General features: G+C 67.4%; 13 protein-coding genes. 10 read left to right on the forward strand and 3 right to left on the reverse strand.

Features of this window, described 5'->3' with window-relative positions; genetic code table 11:
* Window positions 1-7 precede the first annotated feature (7 nt).
* The 5 genes from recQ (at window position 8) to KZX46_RS03910 (ending at window position 5,981) form a co-directional block, all read left to right on the forward strand.
* A complete protein-coding gene (gene recQ, locus KZX46_RS03890) occupies window positions 8-1,795 on the forward strand; it encodes a DNA helicase RecQ (protein ID WP_219775574.1) in 1,788 nt (595 codons plus the stop codon).
* A gap of 131 nt (window positions 1,796-1,926) precedes the next feature.
* A complete protein-coding gene (locus KZX46_RS03895; RefSeq protein ID WP_219775575.1) occupies window positions 1,927-2,568 on the forward strand; it encodes a hypothetical protein in 642 nt (213 codons plus the stop codon).
* Window positions 2,569-2,744: 176 nt separating this feature from the next.
* On the forward strand, window positions 2,745-3,434 hold the full coding sequence (locus KZX46_RS03900; RefSeq protein WP_226896080.1) for a hypothetical protein: 690 nt from the start codon (window positions 2,745-2,747) through the stop codon (window positions 3,432-3,434).
* Window positions 3,427-4,377 (forward strand): hypothetical protein, encoded by a 951-nt coding sequence (locus tag KZX46_RS03905; protein WP_219775576.1) that lies wholly within the window; start codon window positions 3,427-3,429, stop codon window positions 4,375-4,377. The genes KZX46_RS03900 and KZX46_RS03905 overlap by 8 nt, the downstream gene beginning before the upstream one ends.
* Window positions 4,374-5,981 (forward strand): hypothetical protein, encoded by a 1,608-nt coding sequence (locus KZX46_RS03910; RefSeq protein ID WP_219775577.1) that lies wholly within the window; start codon window positions 4,374-4,376, stop codon window positions 5,979-5,981. The genes KZX46_RS03905 and KZX46_RS03910 overlap by 4 nt, the downstream gene beginning before the upstream one ends.
* Window positions 5,982-6,232: 251 nt before the next feature.
* On the opposite strand, the gene KZX46_RS03915 is transcribed toward KZX46_RS03910, so the two are convergent.
* Complete coding sequence (locus KZX46_RS03915; RefSeq protein ID WP_219775578.1) at window positions 6,233-9,103, reverse strand: TonB-dependent siderophore receptor; 2,871 nt, start codon at window positions 9,101-9,103, stop codon at window positions 6,233-6,235.
* A gap of 186 nt (window positions 9,104-9,289) precedes the next feature.
* On the opposite strand from KZX46_RS03915, the gene KZX46_RS03920 reads away from it, so the two are divergent.
* Genes KZX46_RS03920 through KZX46_RS03940 form a run of 5 tightly spaced genes read left to right on the forward strand, consistent with a single transcriptional unit; the run spans window position 9,290 to window position 16,164 of the window.
* Window positions 9,290-12,802, forward strand: coding sequence for a hydantoinase B/oxoprolinase family protein (locus KZX46_RS03920; protein WP_219775579.1), 3,513 nt, complete (start codon window positions 9,290-9,292; stop codon window positions 12,800-12,802).
* Window positions 12,799-13,446: a DUF969 domain-containing protein gene (locus KZX46_RS03925; RefSeq protein ID WP_219775580.1), complete on the forward strand. Its 648-nt coding sequence runs from the start codon at window positions 12,799-12,801 to the stop codon at window positions 13,444-13,446. Before KZX46_RS03920 ends, KZX46_RS03925 begins: the two co-directional genes overlap by 4 nt.
* Complete coding sequence (locus tag KZX46_RS03930) at window positions 13,443-14,378, forward strand: DUF979 domain-containing protein (RefSeq protein WP_219775581.1); 936 nt, start codon at window positions 13,443-13,445, stop codon at window positions 14,376-14,378. The genes KZX46_RS03925 and KZX46_RS03930 overlap by 4 nt, the downstream gene beginning before the upstream one ends.
* Window positions 14,375-15,361: a DUF2891 domain-containing protein gene (locus KZX46_RS03935; protein WP_219775582.1), complete on the forward strand. Its 987-nt coding sequence runs from the start codon at window positions 14,375-14,377 to the stop codon at window positions 15,359-15,361. The genes KZX46_RS03930 and KZX46_RS03935 overlap by 4 nt, the downstream gene beginning before the upstream one ends.
* A 17-nt stretch (window positions 15,362-15,378) precedes the next feature.
* Entirely contained in the window at window positions 15,379-16,164 is a 786-nt protein-coding gene (locus tag KZX46_RS03940; protein WP_216708322.1) for a transglutaminase family protein, read from the forward strand.
* A 28-nt stretch (window positions 16,165-16,192) separates the two neighbouring features.
* Here the strand turns inward: KZX46_RS03940 and KZX46_RS03945 are convergent, their stop codons facing one another.
* Together KZX46_RS03945 and KZX46_RS03950 are read right to left on the reverse strand one after the other, a co-directional pair.
* The gene (locus KZX46_RS03945) at window positions 16,193-16,768 is read right to left on the reverse strand and encodes a hypothetical protein (protein ID WP_219775583.1); all 576 of its coding nucleotides are present in this window, start codon (window positions 16,766-16,768) and stop codon (window positions 16,193-16,195) included.
* A gap of 128 nt (window positions 16,769-16,896) precedes the next feature.
* Window positions 16,897-17,508: a response regulator transcription factor gene (locus tag KZX46_RS03950; RefSeq protein WP_216708320.1), complete on the reverse strand. Its 612-nt coding sequence runs from the start codon at window positions 17,506-17,508 to the stop codon at window positions 16,897-16,899.
* Between the last annotated feature and the right edge of the window lie 18 nt (window positions 17,509-17,526).

Raw genomic sequence — 17,526 nt, forward strand, 5'->3', positions numbered from 1 at the left:
CTCGGCGATGCCCAAGCCGATCCGATCGCCTAGCGAAGTCCTCCACCAGGTCTTCGGCTTCAACGACTTTCGCGGTCATCAGGGCGGGATCGTCGCGGATGTCTGCGCCGGGCGCGACGTCCTCGCGATCATGCCGACCGGAGCAGGCAAGTCGCTGTGCTACCAGGTGCCTGCGCTCGTCCGCCCCGGCTGCGCGATCGTCGTTTCGCCGCTGATCGCCTTGATGGCCGACCAAGTTCGCGCGCTGCGAGCATACGGCGTTCGCGCCGCCGCGCTCAACAGCCAGTCAGACGATTCGAACGCGACGATCGCCGCGCTGAATAACGGCGAGCTCGACCTGCTCTACGTCGCGCCTGAGCGCGCGAGCCAGCCGGGGTTCCAGACGCTCGTCAGCCGGGTCGAAATCGCCCTCGTCGCAATCGACGAGGCGCATTGCGTCAGTCAGTGGGGGCATGATTTCCGCCCCGATTACCGGCAGTTGCGCCGGTTTTGCGACCTTCTGGAGGGCGTGCCGCGGGTCGCTTTGACCGCCACCGCCGACGCGACGACCCGGCTCGATATCCTCGACCAGCTTGGCATCGCGCCCGATCGCATGGTCGTCGCCGGGTTCGACCGGCCGAACATCCGCTACGAAGTCGAGCCCAAGACGAGCGCGATGCGCCAGCTCGACACCTTCCTCGCGACCCAGCGCGGCAAGTCGGGGATCGTCTACACCCCGACCCGGGCGATTACCGACCGCGTCGCCGACTCGCTCGCCAAGAGTGGCGTCCGCGCTTTGCCCTATCACGCCGGGCTCGACGCGCATGTCCGCGCGCGCAATCAGGAGGTCTTCGTCACGGGAGACGACACGGTGATGGTCGCGACCGTCGCGTTCGGCATGGGCATCGACAAGCCAGACGTCCGCTTCGTCGCGCACCTCGGCCTGCCGAAGTCGATCGAGGCTTATTACCAGGAGACCGGACGCGCCGGCCGCGACGGCGACCCGGCCGTCGCGCACCTGCTCTACGGGGCGGAGGATATCGCGCGCGCGCGCCAGTTTATCGCCGCGAACGACAGCACCCCTGAACGCAAGGCTGCCGAGAACGGGCGGTTGAACGCGCTGATCGGGTTCTGCGAGACGACCCAGTGCCGCCGCATCCCGCTGCTGACGTATTTCGGTGAACCCGCGCCGGCGCCGTGCATGAATTGCGACATATGCCTCAACCCGCCGATGCTGGCGGACGCAACCGAGGCGGCGCGCAAATTATTGTCGGCGGTGTACCGGACCGGGCAGCGCTTCGGCGTCGGGCATCTCGTCGACGTGCTGCGTGGGACCGGCGGCGAGAAGGTCCGCCGCTTTGGGCACGACGCGCTGTCGGTGTTCGGCATCGGCAGCGACACCGCCGCGAGCAGCTGGCAAGCGCTCGCCCGCCAGCTCGAGGCGAGCGAAGCTCTGATCCGCGACCCCGACCACGGCGGGCTGATGCTGGGGCCGAAGGCGCGGCCAATCCTTAAGGGCGAGGAACCCGTGGCGCTGCGCGAACAGCCCACGCCGCGCACGCGCCGAGATCGCGACCGGTCCGGCGGCTCGACTCCGGCCGATACACCGCTGTTCGAGGCACTGCGTCAGGTCCGCCGCGAACTGGCGGCAGCGACCGGCGTGCCACCTTATGTCGTCTTCCACGATGCGACGCTGCGGGCGATGGCTGCCGAACGCCCGCGGTCGCGCGATGAACTCGCACGGATCAGTGGAGTCGGCACTCGCAAGCTTGAAGCGTACGGCGACGCTTTTCTTGACGTGCTTCGCGCTGCGTGAAGTTGGTTAAGTCCCGAATTAACCTAGGAATCTGAAACCATTAGTTCGCCACAACGTATTACGATCTTGTTAATAGACGTGGATCCTTTAATACCACTGTCATAAAGACGGATGTAGTGCGTGAGGTTGCGATGCTGAAAGCCAAGATTGTTGCGCTGTGTGTCTGCCCGGCGGTTGTCGCTCCGCCGGTCATCGTTGCGGTGCACAAGCCCGCACGTCACGCGGTTGCGCATCTGCTTCAGCGCGCGGCGAACCGGCTCGATGGTGCTCCTGCCGCGGCACCGGTCGCGCCAGCGTTGCAATATGCCAATGTCCCGTGCGCCCCGACGCTTGCCGATTCGAGTCCCGGCGGCGGCGGCGATGGCGTTGTACCGGCGATCGGTGGCATCGGCCTGACCAGTCTGGCTGGCCTGGAATCCGGTCCGTTTGGCAATGCGTCGCGCCCCGGCAATGGTTTTGGCTATTCCACGGGCGGCGGCGGCGGCGGGTTCATTCCCGCGGGCGGGACAGGCGGCGGTGGAATTTCTGGCGGGGGCACCCCCGGCAGCGGGATCCCCGGCGGTGGCATTCCCGGCGGTGGCACCCCTGGCAGCGGCATCCCCGGCGGCGGCCCCGGCACTGTTTCGACGCTTCCGCCGCCCGTATCGCCCCCGATTACCGGGCCGGGAATCGGCGCGGGCTCGGTTCCCGATCCCGAGACGTGGGCGTTGCTCGTGGCCGGGTTTACCGTTGTCGGCATCGGCATGCGCTACAAGCGGCTCCTCACGATCTGAAGTCGCGCAAACGCGCTTGGTGGAATCCCGCGCCTCATGCTAGCCTGTGGCATTGCACGGCTTTGGGGCAGGCGTGGGCATGGCGGGTTTGGGGCAACGCGCGTATTTTCGCCGATCGTTTTTTGACCTGACGTGTCGCGTCGGGTCGAAGACCATCGCGTCAACGGCTCTCTGAAATGTCGAATATCGCGGGCAAAGCCTATGCGATGAACGTGCTGACCCCGATGCGGCCGTCGAAGACATGGCTGCAGGTTCTGATCTTCATGGCTGGGCGGGCGATGCCGTCGCAGTTTGCCGGGCTGCTGGGCCTGAAGCTGATCCATTTCGCGCGCTGGGTCATGATCCGCCGCGACCAATGGCCTGATCTTGGTCAAGGCAAGCAGACGCTGACCAACGATTACATGCTGTTCCTGTCGAACTTCAACGGAACGTGGGACCAGTATATCGATGCCTTTGCCGATGGCATTCCCGGCGGGCTCGACCTGTTCTGGTATGCGAGCACCAAGTATCCGCATTCGATCCCGATCGCAGTCTTCAAGGATTATATCGGCGCGAACCAGATCCAGACCAACTATTACTATAACGCCACGCCGGGGTCGGCACAGCGCGACATCAAGGCGGCGCTGCGGGTCCGCCGCGAAATGCTCGCGCTCGCAACGGTCCACGCGCAGGGCAACCCCGCCGCCTTCGCCGTCGCGTATCGCGCCGCATTCGCGCGGGTGATCAACTCGCTCGCCACGCCGGGCTTCGCCCCGATCGCCTCGGTCGCGACGCGCACTGCCGATACCGCGCGCCGCAGCTTCATCGCGAGGATGGCGAAGACCGGCGCTGCACCCGCCGGAGCGGAGGGCAGCGGTCATGCCTAACCTCGACGGCGGCCATTATTTCCTGACGCTGCTCGCCCCGGTGCGGACGGGCAACATGATCGACCCGGTGACCGGCGCGTCGCGGTCGCACCCCCATCTGCTGCGGCAGGCGCTGGCGCTGCTCTCCGCCGGACGCCAGACCGCAGCATCGCCGCCCGATGCGCCACCGTCGCCGTTCGCGCGCAACACGTTGAACCACCTCACCCGCTTCGTGATGATCGACGGCCCCGCGTATAACGGCCGCGAGTCGGGGGATTCGCTCGTCGGTCTGCTACACAGCACCGACCCGCTCGTGGCGCAGCCGGTCGACGTGCTGACGACGCCGTTCCTGCTGTTCGCCGCCGACGTCGATGCGCAATCGCTCGATGGTCCGACCGCGCTGCGGCGTTACACCGATACCCTGTGGACGACGATGCGGCCCGAGCTCGACGCGACCTTCGGGCATTGCCTCGGCTTCGACACCGTCACCGACGCCGCCGCCTTCAACGCCTATGTCGTCCGCTGCCAGATCGAGACGACGATGCCGTTCAACGATTATTGGGCCGATGGCCTCGTCGCCCCGGCAGCCCCGCTCGGCGCGGTGGCCGCCGTCGCCGCGGTCGTCGTCGCGGCAGCACTCTATGTTGCCGTCACACGCGGCTGGCCCGGGATCGCACTCGCGCTCGGGATGATCGCGCTGCTGCTGTACGGAGCGTGGCGCTTCATCATCGGCTGGGGTGCGCGGCCGTTCCCGACCGCACCCGATAGCGACCTGCCATCGGTCCTCAAGGCGCTGTTTCTCCAGCAGGCGTTCACCAGCTTCGCGAGCAAAGCGCAGGGGCTCGACGACGCGACCCTCCACGCACACTTCGGCACCTTCCTCGCCGCAACCGACCCCGCAGCGGCAAGCCCGGCGCTCTTTCCTGGCGAAGTCGCCGCCCCACAGGTCGAGTGGACCTTATGACGACGCTCGAACTCGCCGATATCCAAGGCAATATCTACCGTCCGTACGGTCGCTTCGGCTTCCCGTTCACCCGGCATCTGTTCTTCCATGTCAGCGATGCTGCCGCCGGTCGGGCCTTCGTCGATGCTGTCCGCGCGCGCGTGACGACTGCCGAGCCGTGGTACGCGAGCGAGGACGCGAGCGGCACGCGGATCGTCGCCAAGCCGCCGGTGACGCTCAACATCGGCTTCAGCTTCATGGGATTGCACGCGCTCGCGTTGCCGACGCGGACGTTACGGCTGATGCCCGATGAGTTCGTCGACGGCATGGGCTGCCGCGCGGCGATCCTCGGCGACGCCGGCGGCAGCGCGCCCGACCACTGGGACCCGATCTGGCGCGAACCCGAGCACCCGGTTCACATCTGGATCTCGCTCAACGTCGGCGCGACTCCCGACGGCACCCCGCTCCCCGTGCTCGATGAATGGACCGCGTGGCTCGAACGGCTTGCGGCCGACGCTGTGACTTTGATCGGTGGCCACGGCGCCAATGGCACCGGCCGCTGGCAGGATTCGGCAGCGATCATGGAGACGGCTCCTGACGGCACCCGCCGCGCAGCCGCTCGCGAGCATTTCGGCTTCACCGACGGCATCAGCGACCCGGTTTTCCGTGGCCAGTTCGACGACCCGGCGGCGGAGAAACTTGCCGCAATCGGGGGCGGCAAACTCGCGACCGGAACATACGACGCCGCGACGAGCTGGTCGGCGCTCGAAGCGGGCGAATTCATCCTCGGCCAGCCCGACGAGGGGCAGCAGCTTCCGGTCGCCACCCAGCCGGCGATGTTTGCGCGCAACGGCACCTTCATGGTCTGGCGCAAGCTGAAGCAGGACATCGCCGCGTGGGACACTGACATGGCGGCCAAGGCGGCGCTGTGGCAGGCGGTCAATCCCGGAACCAGTGCTGAGGAAGCAGGCGAGACGGTCCGCGCCAAGATCGTCGGGCGGTGGCGCAACGGTATCCCGCTGATCGCCGCGCCGACTTGGGCCGAGTATCGCGGGCTCGACGACGAATATGCCGCGTGCATCGCCATCGCCCTGCGCAAGCCGCGCGATTCGGCCGAGGCGCAACGGCTGGCGAAGTTCAACCTGCTGATGACCGGCTTCCGCTACGGCGAGGACCGCGACGGGGCCAAATGCCCGATTGGGGCGCATATCCGCCGCGCAAATCCGCGCGACATGCTCGACCCCAAGCTCAGTGCGACGGTCGGGGCATCGACGCTGACCAACCGCCGCCGCATCCTTCGGCGCGGCCTGCCGTACGAGGACGCCGGCGGCGAGAAGGGTATCGTCTTCATGGCGATCTGCTCGAGCCTGTTCCGCCAGTTCGAGTTCATCCAGCAGCAGTGGATGAACTACGGTCTCGACTTCGACGCGGGCAACGACGCCTGCCCACTGATCGGCAACCGGACGCTGTCGGACAAGCACGTCATCCCCGCCGGGGCCGGCACCGCCCCATTCATCGCCGCGGGACTACCCGAGTTCGTCCAGACCCGCGGCGGCGAATATTTCTTCCTGCCGAGCCTGACCGCGCTGCGGATGATCGCGATGGGAACGGTCGACCCGACCTGACACGCGCGCCAGTCGATGCGGCTGTGCCCGAATTCGCTGTCCTACACCCTGATGCCGCGCCTAGCGTTCGCACGTCGCACCGGGCGGCAGCTGCGCTCTTTCTCATTGTCAGCCGTTCGTCGGGCAACCGGAAAAAAAAGTCCTGCGCGGCGCAGACCCGCGCCATCGTTACGCGGGCCGCATGGCGACACGATTCACTGTTCAATACCGTGAACTTCGTGTGACCTTTCAGCCCGCGCGCGGCGGTCGCCCTACATGTGATAGGCGATCCGCAGGTAACCGAACTGGCCGGGAACGTCGTAGGTCGTCGGGTCGTAGTTGGGGCCGGTGCAGCTATAGCAGGCGGGCGGGTTCTTGTTGAACACGTTGTTCACGCCGACGGTGAAGTCGATCTTGTGCTGAAGCGCGGTCGGGCTGAACGCCAGTCGCACATCGCCGTAGAAAGTGTCGCCGAGCCGGTTCCCCGGAACGACCGAGGTCTCGGTGACGTGATCGACATAGCGGCCGGTGAACGCCGCATCGATGTCGCCGATCATCCAGTCGACGACGCCGGTCCCCTTGAAGTGGGGATACGACTGGTCGGGCGAGCCGCGCGTCGTGCCGAGGTAGCTCGTGGTGATGAAGCCGGTCGATGACGGGAAGGTCTCGGTATATTTCAGCAGATAGTTTCCAGTCAGCGACAGGCCAAACGCGCCATAATTCGTCTTCGGCGAGCGGTAGGTGAAGGTCAGGTCGACGCCGCGGGTGCGGATGCCGCCGATGTTGCCCAGCGTCGCGTTGATCCGCGAGATCAGGCCGTTCGGCGTCCGGGTGATGGCGGCGCAGCTCAGCGGGTCGGCGTTGAACGCGCACTGCTGGAGGGTCAGCTGCGGGTCGGTCGGCGCGATCGCGTTGCTCACGCGGATATCGTAATAATTGCCCTCGAGGCTGAGCACGCTGGCAAAGCCAGTGTTGCGCGCCCAGCCTGGCGAATAGACCGCGCCGAACAACAGGGTGCGCGACTTCTCCGGCCGGAGCGCGGCATTACCGCCGGTGAGCACGCCGAGCTGTCCGCCGTTGGGCTCGGCATAGCTGCCGCTCGCGGGCACGCCGTTCGCGGTGCAGTTCGCCCGGACCGTTGCAGACGACTGGTACGGCGAGCCTGCGACGTTGGTGCACGGATCGTTGATCGCCGCGTCGTTGCGTGATGCCGCGCCGTACAGCTCGCCGATCGACGGCGCCCGGAAACCGGTGGCGTAGCTGGCACGGAGCAGCAGGTCGGCGACAGGCTTCCACAGCCCGGTACCGGTGTAGGTCGTGCTGTTGAACCCGGTCGAATAATCGGCGTAGCGGACCGAGCCGTCGGCCTCGAGCGAGTAGAGGAACGGCACGTCCTTGACGATCGGGACGCGAATTTCGCCGTAGACCTCGTTGGTGCTGTAGTGGCCCGACGCGGGCTGCGCCGGAATGTCGGCACCGAGCCCGGCGACGATGATCGGATCGGGGTTGAAGCTGCCGTACTGATAGCGGTGCTCGTAACCGGCGGCGACGCCGACCGCACCGGCCGGCAGGTCGAACAGGTCGCCCGACACGTTGGCGGTATAGTCGAACAGCTCCTGGTTGCTGCGGTCGTGCTCGGTGAAGCCGATGTAGTTGAGCATCGCCGGGGTGATCGACCCCGCCCCGCCGAACAGGTCGAAGGGGACGCAGTCGGCGGTGCACAGCGCGACTGGGCCGAGCGCCTTCGCCAGCTTGGCGGCGTTGATGTTGCCGGTGAAGGTCTGGTGGGCGTCGTTCAAACCGAAAGTTGCATTGACGTCCCAGTACCACTTGTGTGCGCCGAGGTGGAACGAGCCGTCGAGCGTCGCCGTGCCCGAAAACGTGTCGACGTGCTGGGTGTACGTCCGCTGGCCATTCTCGACGAGGCGGCGGTAAATGGTCGAATAATTCGCTGGCGGATTGCCCGCGCCGCCCGCCGACAGCGTGCCGAACGGGTTATACGGGTTGGTGCCGTCGATCGTGATCGTGTCGAGCAGATTCCCGTTACCCGCGTCAGGGCCGACGACCAGCGGCAGGAACGCCGCCTGGTTCTGCGAATTGCGCCGGTTATACTCGGCCTTGACGCGAAGGTTGACGGTATCGCCGAGCTCCTGCTTGACGCTGAGCCAGCCGCCGTAGCGCTCCGACGGCGTCAGGAAATAGTTGAGCGGGGCGAAGTTGAACCGGTCGGCGGAGGTGAACGGGCGAAAGTCGGTGAGCAGCGGCTTGCCCGTGATCGGGAGGTGCGTCAGCGTGACGTTGCCGGTGGTGCCCGGAATGCCGACGAAACGGCCGCTCGGGGTCGAGCTGCTGCAGCCGCCGATCGGGTCGGTGCAGCTGGTTTCGAACGGGTTCGGAAACTGCGAGGTCGAGCGGTTGGCGGTGCGAACCGCCTCCTGCTTCACATAGCTGCCGCCGAAGACGATGCTCGTCGTCGGCAGCTTGATGCCGTAGCTTGCACTATAGTCCTGCGTATGGCCGTCGCCCTGGCGGAACGTGCCGAACTGCGCCGATGCCTGCAGCCCTTCCTGTGTCGACTTGGTGATGATGTTGACCACGCCCGCGAGCGCGTCCGACCCGTAAAGCGGCGACTGGCCCGACTGCAGCACTTCGATGCGCTCGATCGAGCTCGACGGGATGGTGTTTAGGTCGACCGTCGACGGGATGCCGCTGGCGCTGGCGCCGTTGACGAAGCGCACGCCGTCGACGAGGACCAGCGTCCGCTTTGACCCGAGATAGCGCAGGTCGATTTCGGCCGAGCCGGCCCCGACGCCGCCGCCATCGGCAGGGTTACCGATGTTGCCGCTGTTGTTGACCTTCGAATTGAGGCCGCCGCTCGCGCTCGGCAGGCGCTGGAGGACGTCGGCGATCGACGACAGGCCGGTCTGCTGGATCGACGCGGCATCGAGGACGACGACCGGCGAATCCTGATTGAGCGGATCACGGCGGATGCGCGAGCCGGTAACGATAATCTCGTCGGCGACCGGTGCGGCCTCGGTCGCAGCAGCTGTCGGGCCGACGACGACCGCCTGCGCAAGCGCAGCACCGCCATCGAACAGCGTCACCAGCATCACGCCGCTCAGCATCACCGACTTAATCGACATCAACAAATCCTTTGTTCGATTAGCCATGGTAAATTGCCGCATGCGTGCGGTGCAACACCCTCCCGCCACTGTCATTGCTGCACCGCAATCATTGCGCGACACCTGTCACCGAATTGCAACATATGCTTGCACGAATGATAACATCGGGCGGTTCTATGCGGCTTGCCGTTGAGCTAGGGTCGCCCGATGGGCTGGAACTTCTGGATCGATCGCGGCGGCACGTTCACCGACATCGTTGCGCGACGGCCCGATGGCGGCATCGCGACGCTCAAGCTGTTGTCGAGCGCATCCGCTTATGCCGATGCCGCGATCGAAGGCATCGCGCGGCTTCGTGGCGACGAACCCGTCGACATGGTGCGGATGGGGACGACGGTCGCGACCAACGCGCTCCTCGAACGCGCCGGAGAACCCGTCGTGCTCGCGATCACCCGCGGCTTCGGCGACGCGCTGCGAATCGGCCATCAGGCGCGTCCACGGCTGTTCGACCGCCAGATCGTCCTGCCCGAGCCGCTGTACGACAGCGTCGTCGAGATCGACGAGCGGATCGATGCCGAGGGAGAGGTCCTTCGCCCGCTCGACGAAACCGCTACTCTTGCTGCGCTGAGCGCGACATTTGGTGCAGGGTATCGCGCAATCGCAATCGTCCTGATGCACGGCTACCGGTTTACCGCGCACGAGGAGCGGGTCGCGGCGATCGCCCGCGCGGTCGGCTTCACCCAGGTCTCGGTGAGCCACGACATCGCCGCGCTGATCAAGCTCGTTCCACGCGGCGATACGACGGTCGTCGATGCGTATCTGTCGCCGATCCTCCGCCGCTACGTCGAACAGGTCGGCGGCGCGCTCGGCGACACCCCGCTGCTGTTCATGCAGTCGAACGGCGGGCTGGTCGCGGCGCGCGACTTCCGCGGCAAGGACGCGATCCTGTCGGGCCCAGCTGGAGGCATCGTCGGCATGGTTGCGACCGCGCGCGCCGCCGGGTTCGACCGCCTGATCGGCTTCGACATGGGCGGCACCTCGACCGACGTCTCGCATTACGCTGGAACCTACGAACGCAGCACCGAGGCGCTCGTCGCCGGGGTCCGCATCCGCGTGCCGATGCTGGCGATCGACACCGTCGCGGCGGGGGGCGGATCGATCTGCCGCTGGGACGGGACGCGGCTCCGCGTCGGGCCCGAAAGCGCGGGCGCGGTGCCCGGACCTGCGGCGTATCGCGGCGGCGGCCCGCTGACGGTGACCGATGCCAATGTCCTGCTCGGCAAGCTCCAGCCCGGCCACTTCCCGGCGCTGTTCGGGCCCGGGGGCAACCAGCCGCTCGACCGTGCGATCGTCGTCGCGGAGTTCGATGCGCTGAGCGCCGAGACCGGCATCGCGCCGATGACGCTCGCAGCAGGGTTCGTCGACATTGCGGTGGCGACGATGGCGCGCGCGATCCGCAGCGTCTCGATCGAACGCGGGCACGACGTCGCTGGCTACACATTGGTGTGCATGGGCGGTGCGGCGGGGCAGCACGCGTGCCTCGTCGCCGCCGCACTCGGCATCGGGCGGGTGATGGTTTCGCCGTACGCCGGGGTCCTGTCGGCGCTCGGCATCGGGCTCGCCGACATCAGGGTGCTGCGCGAGGCAACGATCGACTTGCCGCTCGGTGCCGATATCGTGGCCGCCGCCGACGCGCTTGCCACCGCCGCCGAGACTGCGCTTCACGGCCAGCTGGTGACGTTCGACCGGGTCGAGTTGGTCCGCACCGCGCTCGTCAAATACGCTGGGACCGACACCCCGCTCGAAGTCGCGATCGATATTCCCGTCGCGATGGCTAAGGCCTTTGCCGCGCAGCATGTCGCGCGCTTCGGCTTCGCGAGCGATGCGCCGCTGGTAATCGACGCGCTGCGGGTCGAGGCGGTCGGCTCGACCGCGGCGATCGATATCGCCACGCCTGAGCCCGCCGGCGACCCTAAGCCGATCATGGTGACGATGGCGGGCGCGCCCGCCGCGCTGTTCGACCGGGCGACGCTGCCCGTCGGCTTCGTCGTGACCGGTCCCGCGATCATCGTCGATGCGTCGGCGACCACCGTCATCGAGCCGGGGTGGCGAGCCGAAGTCGACGGTAGGGGCAACCTGATCCTGACCCGGTCAGGCGAGCTGGCCATACAGTCCGTAGCATCGAGTGAAACCGTCGATCCGATCCGCCTCGAGCTGTTCGCGCATCGCTTCATGGGGATCGCCGAGGCGATGGGCGTCGCGCTGCAATCGACGGCGGCGTCGGTTAACATCAAGGAACGCCTCGACTTCAGCTGCGCGCTGTTCGACGCCGACGGCAGCCTGATCGCCAACGCGCCGCACATGCCGGTCCACCTCGGCTCGATGGGCGAGAGCGTCGCCGCGGTCCGCCGTCGCCGCGACGGCCTCCGCCCCGGCGACGTCGTCATGCTCAACGCACCGTACAATGGCGGCACGCATCTGCCCGATATCACCGTCATCATGCCGGTCTTTCTCGACGACGAACCCGCCCCCGCGTTCTTCGTCGCGGCGCGCGGCCACCACGCCGATATCGGCGGAATTTCACCAGGATCGATGCCGGCGAACAGCATCTCGGTCGAGGAGGAGGGCGTGTTGATCGACGACGTGCTGCTCGTCGACGCGGGAGTCTTCTGCGAGGACGCGGTGCGCGCCCTGCTCGGCTCGGGAGCCTACCCGGCCCGCAACCCCGACCAGAATATCGGCGACCTCAAGGCGCAGGTCGCGGCCTGCGCGCGCGGCGCGGGCGAACTCCGCACGCTCTGCGCCGAGGTCGGTCGCGACACCGTCGAGGCGTACATGGGCTTCGTCATGGCGAACGCCGAGGAGGCGGTGCGCCGCGCGATCGCCGGGCTGGCCGACGGCGCGTTCGACTACCCAATGGACAACGGCGCGGTCGTCCGCGTCGCGGTGCGGATCGACCAGGAAAGGCGCGCGGCGACGGTCGACTTCACCGGAACCAGCGCGCAACTGCCAAGCAACTTCAACGCCCCGCGCAGTGTCGTCCGCGCGGCGGTGCTGTATGTCTTCCGCTGCCTGATCGACGACGACATCCCGTTGAACGACGGCTGCATGCGCGCGATCAAGGTTATCGTCCCCCCGGGATCGATGCTCGATCCGGAGTATCCGGCGGCGGTCGTCGCGGGCAATGTCGAGACGAGCCAGGTCATCACCGACGCCTTGTTCGGCGCGCTCCGCGTCATGGCGGGGGCGCAAGGGACGATGAACAACTTCACCTTCGGCAACGCCCGCCACCAATATTACGAGACGATCGCGGGTGGGTCGGGCGCGGGCGCGGGGTTCGCAGGCACGAGCGCGGTGCAGACCCACATGACCAACAGCCGCCTGACCGACCCCGAAGTCCTCGAAAGCCGTTTTCCGGTGCTCGTCGACAGCTTTGCGATCCGGCGCGCATCGGGTGGCGCGGGCAGGTGGCGCGGGGGCGACGGCGTCGTCCGGCGGATCCGCTTCCGCGAGGCGGCGACTGCGGGCATCCTGTCGAACCGCCGCCTCGTCCCGCCGTTCGGACTGGCCGGCGGCGGGGCGGGAGCCGCGGGCGAGAACAGCGTCGAGCGCGCCGACGGTTCGGTCGAACGCCTCGGCAGCACCGCGACGGTCGACATGGCCCCCGGCGACGTGTTCATTGTCGCGACGCCGGGCGGCGGGGGTTACGGGGAGGCGGAATGATCCTGATCGGGATCGTGGTAATCGTCATCGGCTTCGCGCTGCGGCTCAACCCGCTCGCGGTCGTCCTCGCGGCGGGGCTGGCGACGGGTGTCGCGGCAGGGCTGTCGCCGCTCGCGGTCGTCGCGGCGCTGGGTAAGGCGTTCAATACCAGCCGATATGTCTCGGTGATCTGGGTCGTCCTGCCGGTAATCGGGCTGCTCGAGCGCCACGGCTTGCAGGAGCGCGCGCGGGGTCTGATCGCTGGGATCGGCGCGGCGACGCCGGGGCGGCTGCTGACGGTATATTTCGTCTTTCGCCAGATCACCGCGGCGCTCGGCCTGATCGCGATCGCGGGGCAGGCGCAGACGATCCGGCCGCTGGTCGCGCCGATGGCCGAGGCGGCGGCGGAGCGAAAGCGGCCGCTAACCCATTCGAATCGCCAGCGGATCCGCGCGATGGCGGCGGCGACCGACAATGTCAGCGTCTTCTTCGGCGAGGACATCTTCCTCGCGGTCGCGTCGATCCTGCTGATCAAGGGGTTTCTCGAGGTCAACGGCATCGTCGTGTCGCCGTTCGGGCTGTCGGTCTGGGCGATACCGACCGCGCTGGCGGCGCTGCTGGTCCACGGCTTCCGCCTGTGGCGTTTCGACCGGTCACTCAAGTGATTGGTCTGCCTGCACTTTATGCCCTGACCGGGGCGATGTTCGCCGCCTTCGCGGTGCTCGGCCTGCGCGACCGCAGCAACCCAAAGCGGATCGGCAATGCCGCCTTCTGGGGACTGATGGCGCTGAGTTTCCTCGGCGGCGACAGGATCGGCGACCTCGGCAATGGCGTGATCGTCATCACGCTGGCGGTCCTTGCCGGAACGGGGGCACTTGGACGTGGCAGCCAAGCCGTTGATATCGCCGCACAACAATCGTTCGCGGCACGCTACGGCAACTGGCTGTTCGCCGCCGCGCTGATCATTCCAGCGGTCGCCTTGATCGGTACCTTCGCCCTGCCAGGGACCGGACTGGTCGATCCCAAGCAGGTCACGCTCGTCTCACTTGGCCTCGGCGTCGTGATCGCTTTCGCCGTCTGCATCGTCTGGTTGCGGGCCAAGCCGCTGGAATCGCTGGAGGGCGGACGGGCGATGATCGACGCGGTCGGCTGGGCGGCGGCGCTGCCGCAGGCGCTGGCGGCGTTGGGAGCGGTGTTCGCGCTTGCCGGGGTTGGGAGCGTCGTCGGCGGGCTGATCGCACCGATGCTCCCTCATGGCGTTCGACTGGCGGCGGTGATTGCCTATACGGTCGGGATGGCGGGGTTCACGATGGTGCTGGGGAACGCCTTTGCGGCGTTTCCGGTGATGACTGCCGCGATCGGATTACCGATACTTGTCAATGGCTTAGGCGGAAACCCGGCGCCGATTTGCGCGCTCGGGATGCTCAGCGGGTTCTGCGGGACGTTGATGACGCCGATGGCGGCGAACTACAATATCGTGCCAGCAACGTTGCTCGAGCTCGACGACCGCTACGGCGTGATCAAGGCGCAGATCATGACGGCTTTACCGATACTTGCGGTCAATACCGCGCTGATGGACTGGCTCGCTTTCCGATGAATCTGACCCCCGAGCTCGCCGCCAAATTCGCCCGCATCGCGCTGGGCCATGTGGCGCACGCGTACCCGCACAAGGCCGATCACGTATCGAACTCGGCCGCTGACACGGCGTCACATACCGAACTCCACCCGGTGTTTTTCGGCAGTTTCGACTGGCACAGCTGCGTCCACGGCTGGTGGCTGCTGTTCCGCCTGCGCGCGGCATATCCCGACCTCGCGGGATCGATCGACCCGCTTGCCGCGACGACCTTCACTGCCGAGAAGCTTGCGGTCGAGTTGGCCTATCTCGACCGCCCGAACAGCGGCGGCTTCGAGCGGCCGTACGGCTGGGCGTGGCTGCTCGCACTCCACGGCGCGGCGGCAGGCACCGAATGGGGGGCCCGCCTCGACCCCCTCGCCCGCGCCTTTGCCGCGCGTTTCGCCGCGTTCCTGCCCAAGGCGACCTATCCGATCCGAACCGGCAGCCACGCCAACACCGCCTTCGCCTGCGTCCTCGCGCACGACTGGGCGACGGTCCACGACCCCGCGCTCGCAGGCCAGATCGCGGCTCGCGTCAGCGGCTGGTACGGCAGCGACCGCGACGCGCAGGCGTGGGAACCCGACGGCGACGCGTTCCTGTCGCCGGTCCTGTGCGAGGCGCTGGCGATGTCGCGCGTGCTCCCCGGCACAGAGTTCACCGCGTGGTTCGACGCCTTCCTCCCCCGCGCCGCCGCGCGCGATCCCGCGGCGCTGTTCACCCCCGCCGTCCCGTCCGACCGCAGCGACGGCAAGATCGCCCACCTCGACGGACTGAACTTCAGCCGCGCGTGGTGCTGGCGCGAAATCGCCGCGAAACTGTCGCCCGCCCACCCGCTTTATACCGTAGCCGGATCGACCGCGGGCGCGCATATCGCCGCGAGCATCGACCATGTCGCCGGTGACTATGCCGGCGAGCATTGGCTCGCGACCTTCGCCTTTCTCGCTCTGACGTCGCCCTCCCTCTAAACGCCTGACAGGTCCCCATGCGGCTCTTCGCGCAATGCAATCTGGCGTACGAACTCGACGTCGCGGTCGAGGCGATCGCCAAGGTCCAGGTGCTCGCGGCATCCGATCAGGTCATCGTCGCCGAGACGCTTGGCCTGAGCGCGGGCGCGCGTCTGGTGTCGGTGACCACTGCCGACGGCACGCGGATGCTGCGCGGCGAAGTCGCGGGGGGTCATATCGAGATCGGCTATACCGCGACGGTCGACGTCGCGCCGCGGCTGCGCATCCCCGACGACGCGCGCCAGCATCGTTGGGACGAGCTCCCGCCCGAAACGCTCGATTACCTGCTGCCGAGCCGCTATTGCCCATCCGACAAGTTCGGGCGCTTCGCCCTCCGCGAATTCGGCCATGTCAGCCAGGGCGGGGCCAAGGTCCACGCGATCCTCGACTGGCTGCACGCGGAAGTCGATTACCTCCACGGAGTCAGCGACGCCGAGACGACCGCCGAACGCACCTTCGTCGACCGCGCCGGAGTCTGCCGCGACTTCACTCACCTTGGCATCACCCTGTGCCGCGCAGCGAACATCCCGGCGCGTGCGGTCGGAGCATATGCGTGGCGGCTCGAACCCGCCGACTTCCACGCGGTGATGGAGGTCTATCTCGACGGCCAATGGTGGCTCGCCGACCCGACCCGGCTCGCCCCCGCCGACGGGCTGATCCGCATCGCCACCGGGCGCGACGCCGCCGACATCGCCTTCCTGACGACCGGCGGCGCGGTCCGCCAAATCGCGATGACGGTGTCGGTGATCAAACTGGACGGGTAACGGCTGCGGTTCGCCGGACAAACCGGCGTTACGGCTGCGGGAACGCCTTAACCTTCGCCAGCCGATCGACGAAGTGGGTGATGTTGCCCTGAACCGCGCGATTGATCGAATCGCGGATACGAACCGCGCCGAGGAAATTATCGCCGGACGCGACATGGCCGACGGTCTCTATCGTCGCCTCGAACACCACGACGTGCGATTGGGCGTCGATCACCTGGTACCGCGCACTTGCCGGCGTGTTGATCGTGCCGCCGTGCCTCGGCGGCTTCATCTTGTAGATCGTCACGTTGACGTCGAAGACGCGCGCGCTGTGGTCGAACAGGCGCGACTGTTCGAGCGCGCTCGCCAGCCCGTGCTGCCATTGCGCCGGAATCGCATCGCTGCCGAAGGTCATGCCGACGTCACCTGCGCTTTTTGCCGCCGGATCGACCGATGCGGAGACGGTTCCGATCGTGCCGGCGAGGCGAACGCGGGCTTCGGGCAGGTTCGGCGTGAACGACGGCGGCGCGCCGACGCAACCGCTTATCGCCAGCGACGTCAGGCACAACAGCGCTGCGGCCGCTCCCCGGAAACGATTGTTCGCTCTGGCTGCGACTGGGCTCATCGACAACTCGCGGGGCTAAAGGTGCAGGTACGCCGGGACTTCGGCACCGTCGTCGGGCGTGTAGGGCGATTTACCGGGGCAAGGCAAGCTGGCCATTGCCGGTGCGATCGCTTCCCCGACGCCGCGCCTTACGCCGCGCGCGCGCGCAACTCCATCGCCAGCTGGGTCCGGCTTTCGAGACCGAGCTTCGCATAGACATTGTGGAGGTGCATCTTGACCGTGCCTTCGGAGATGCCGAGCGCGTCGCCGATCGCGCGGTTGCGCTGGCCGGCGGCGACGAGGGTCGCGACATCCTGCTCGCGCCGCGTCAATGCGGGCGCGGCCGGGCGCGCAACCCGGTCGATGATCAGCCGGGTCGCCTCGGGATCGAGCCACTGCTCACCCGCCGCGACGGCGGTCAGGCACGCCGCGACCGCGGTCGCCGGACTCGTCGTCAACACCACGCCCTCGGCGGCGAGCTCGACTGCGGCGAGCAAGGCGTCGGCGTTCGGCTGGTCGAACACGATGATTGTCGGGACGCCAGCCGCGCGACGCGCCTTGAGGACGTCGATGCCGCCGAGCTGGATTGAGACGACGGCAACGTCGGCCTCGACCAAGGCTTTGTGCCGCGCGCCATTGGTGGCTTCGATCGCCGCCTCGAAGCCGGCACTCGTGGCGATCGCCTTCAGCGCCTCGACGACGAGCGGAAATTGATGAGCGATCGCAACTTTACGCGATAGATTGACCGACCGACCTAACACATGCACTCCCCTTCGATT

The organism is Polymorphobacter sp. PAMC 29334 (genome assembly GCF_019431245.1).
In the GTDB taxonomy this organism is placed as follows: domain Bacteria; phylum Pseudomonadota; class Alphaproteobacteria; order Sphingomonadales; family Sphingomonadaceae; genus Polymorphobacter_B; species Polymorphobacter_B megasporae.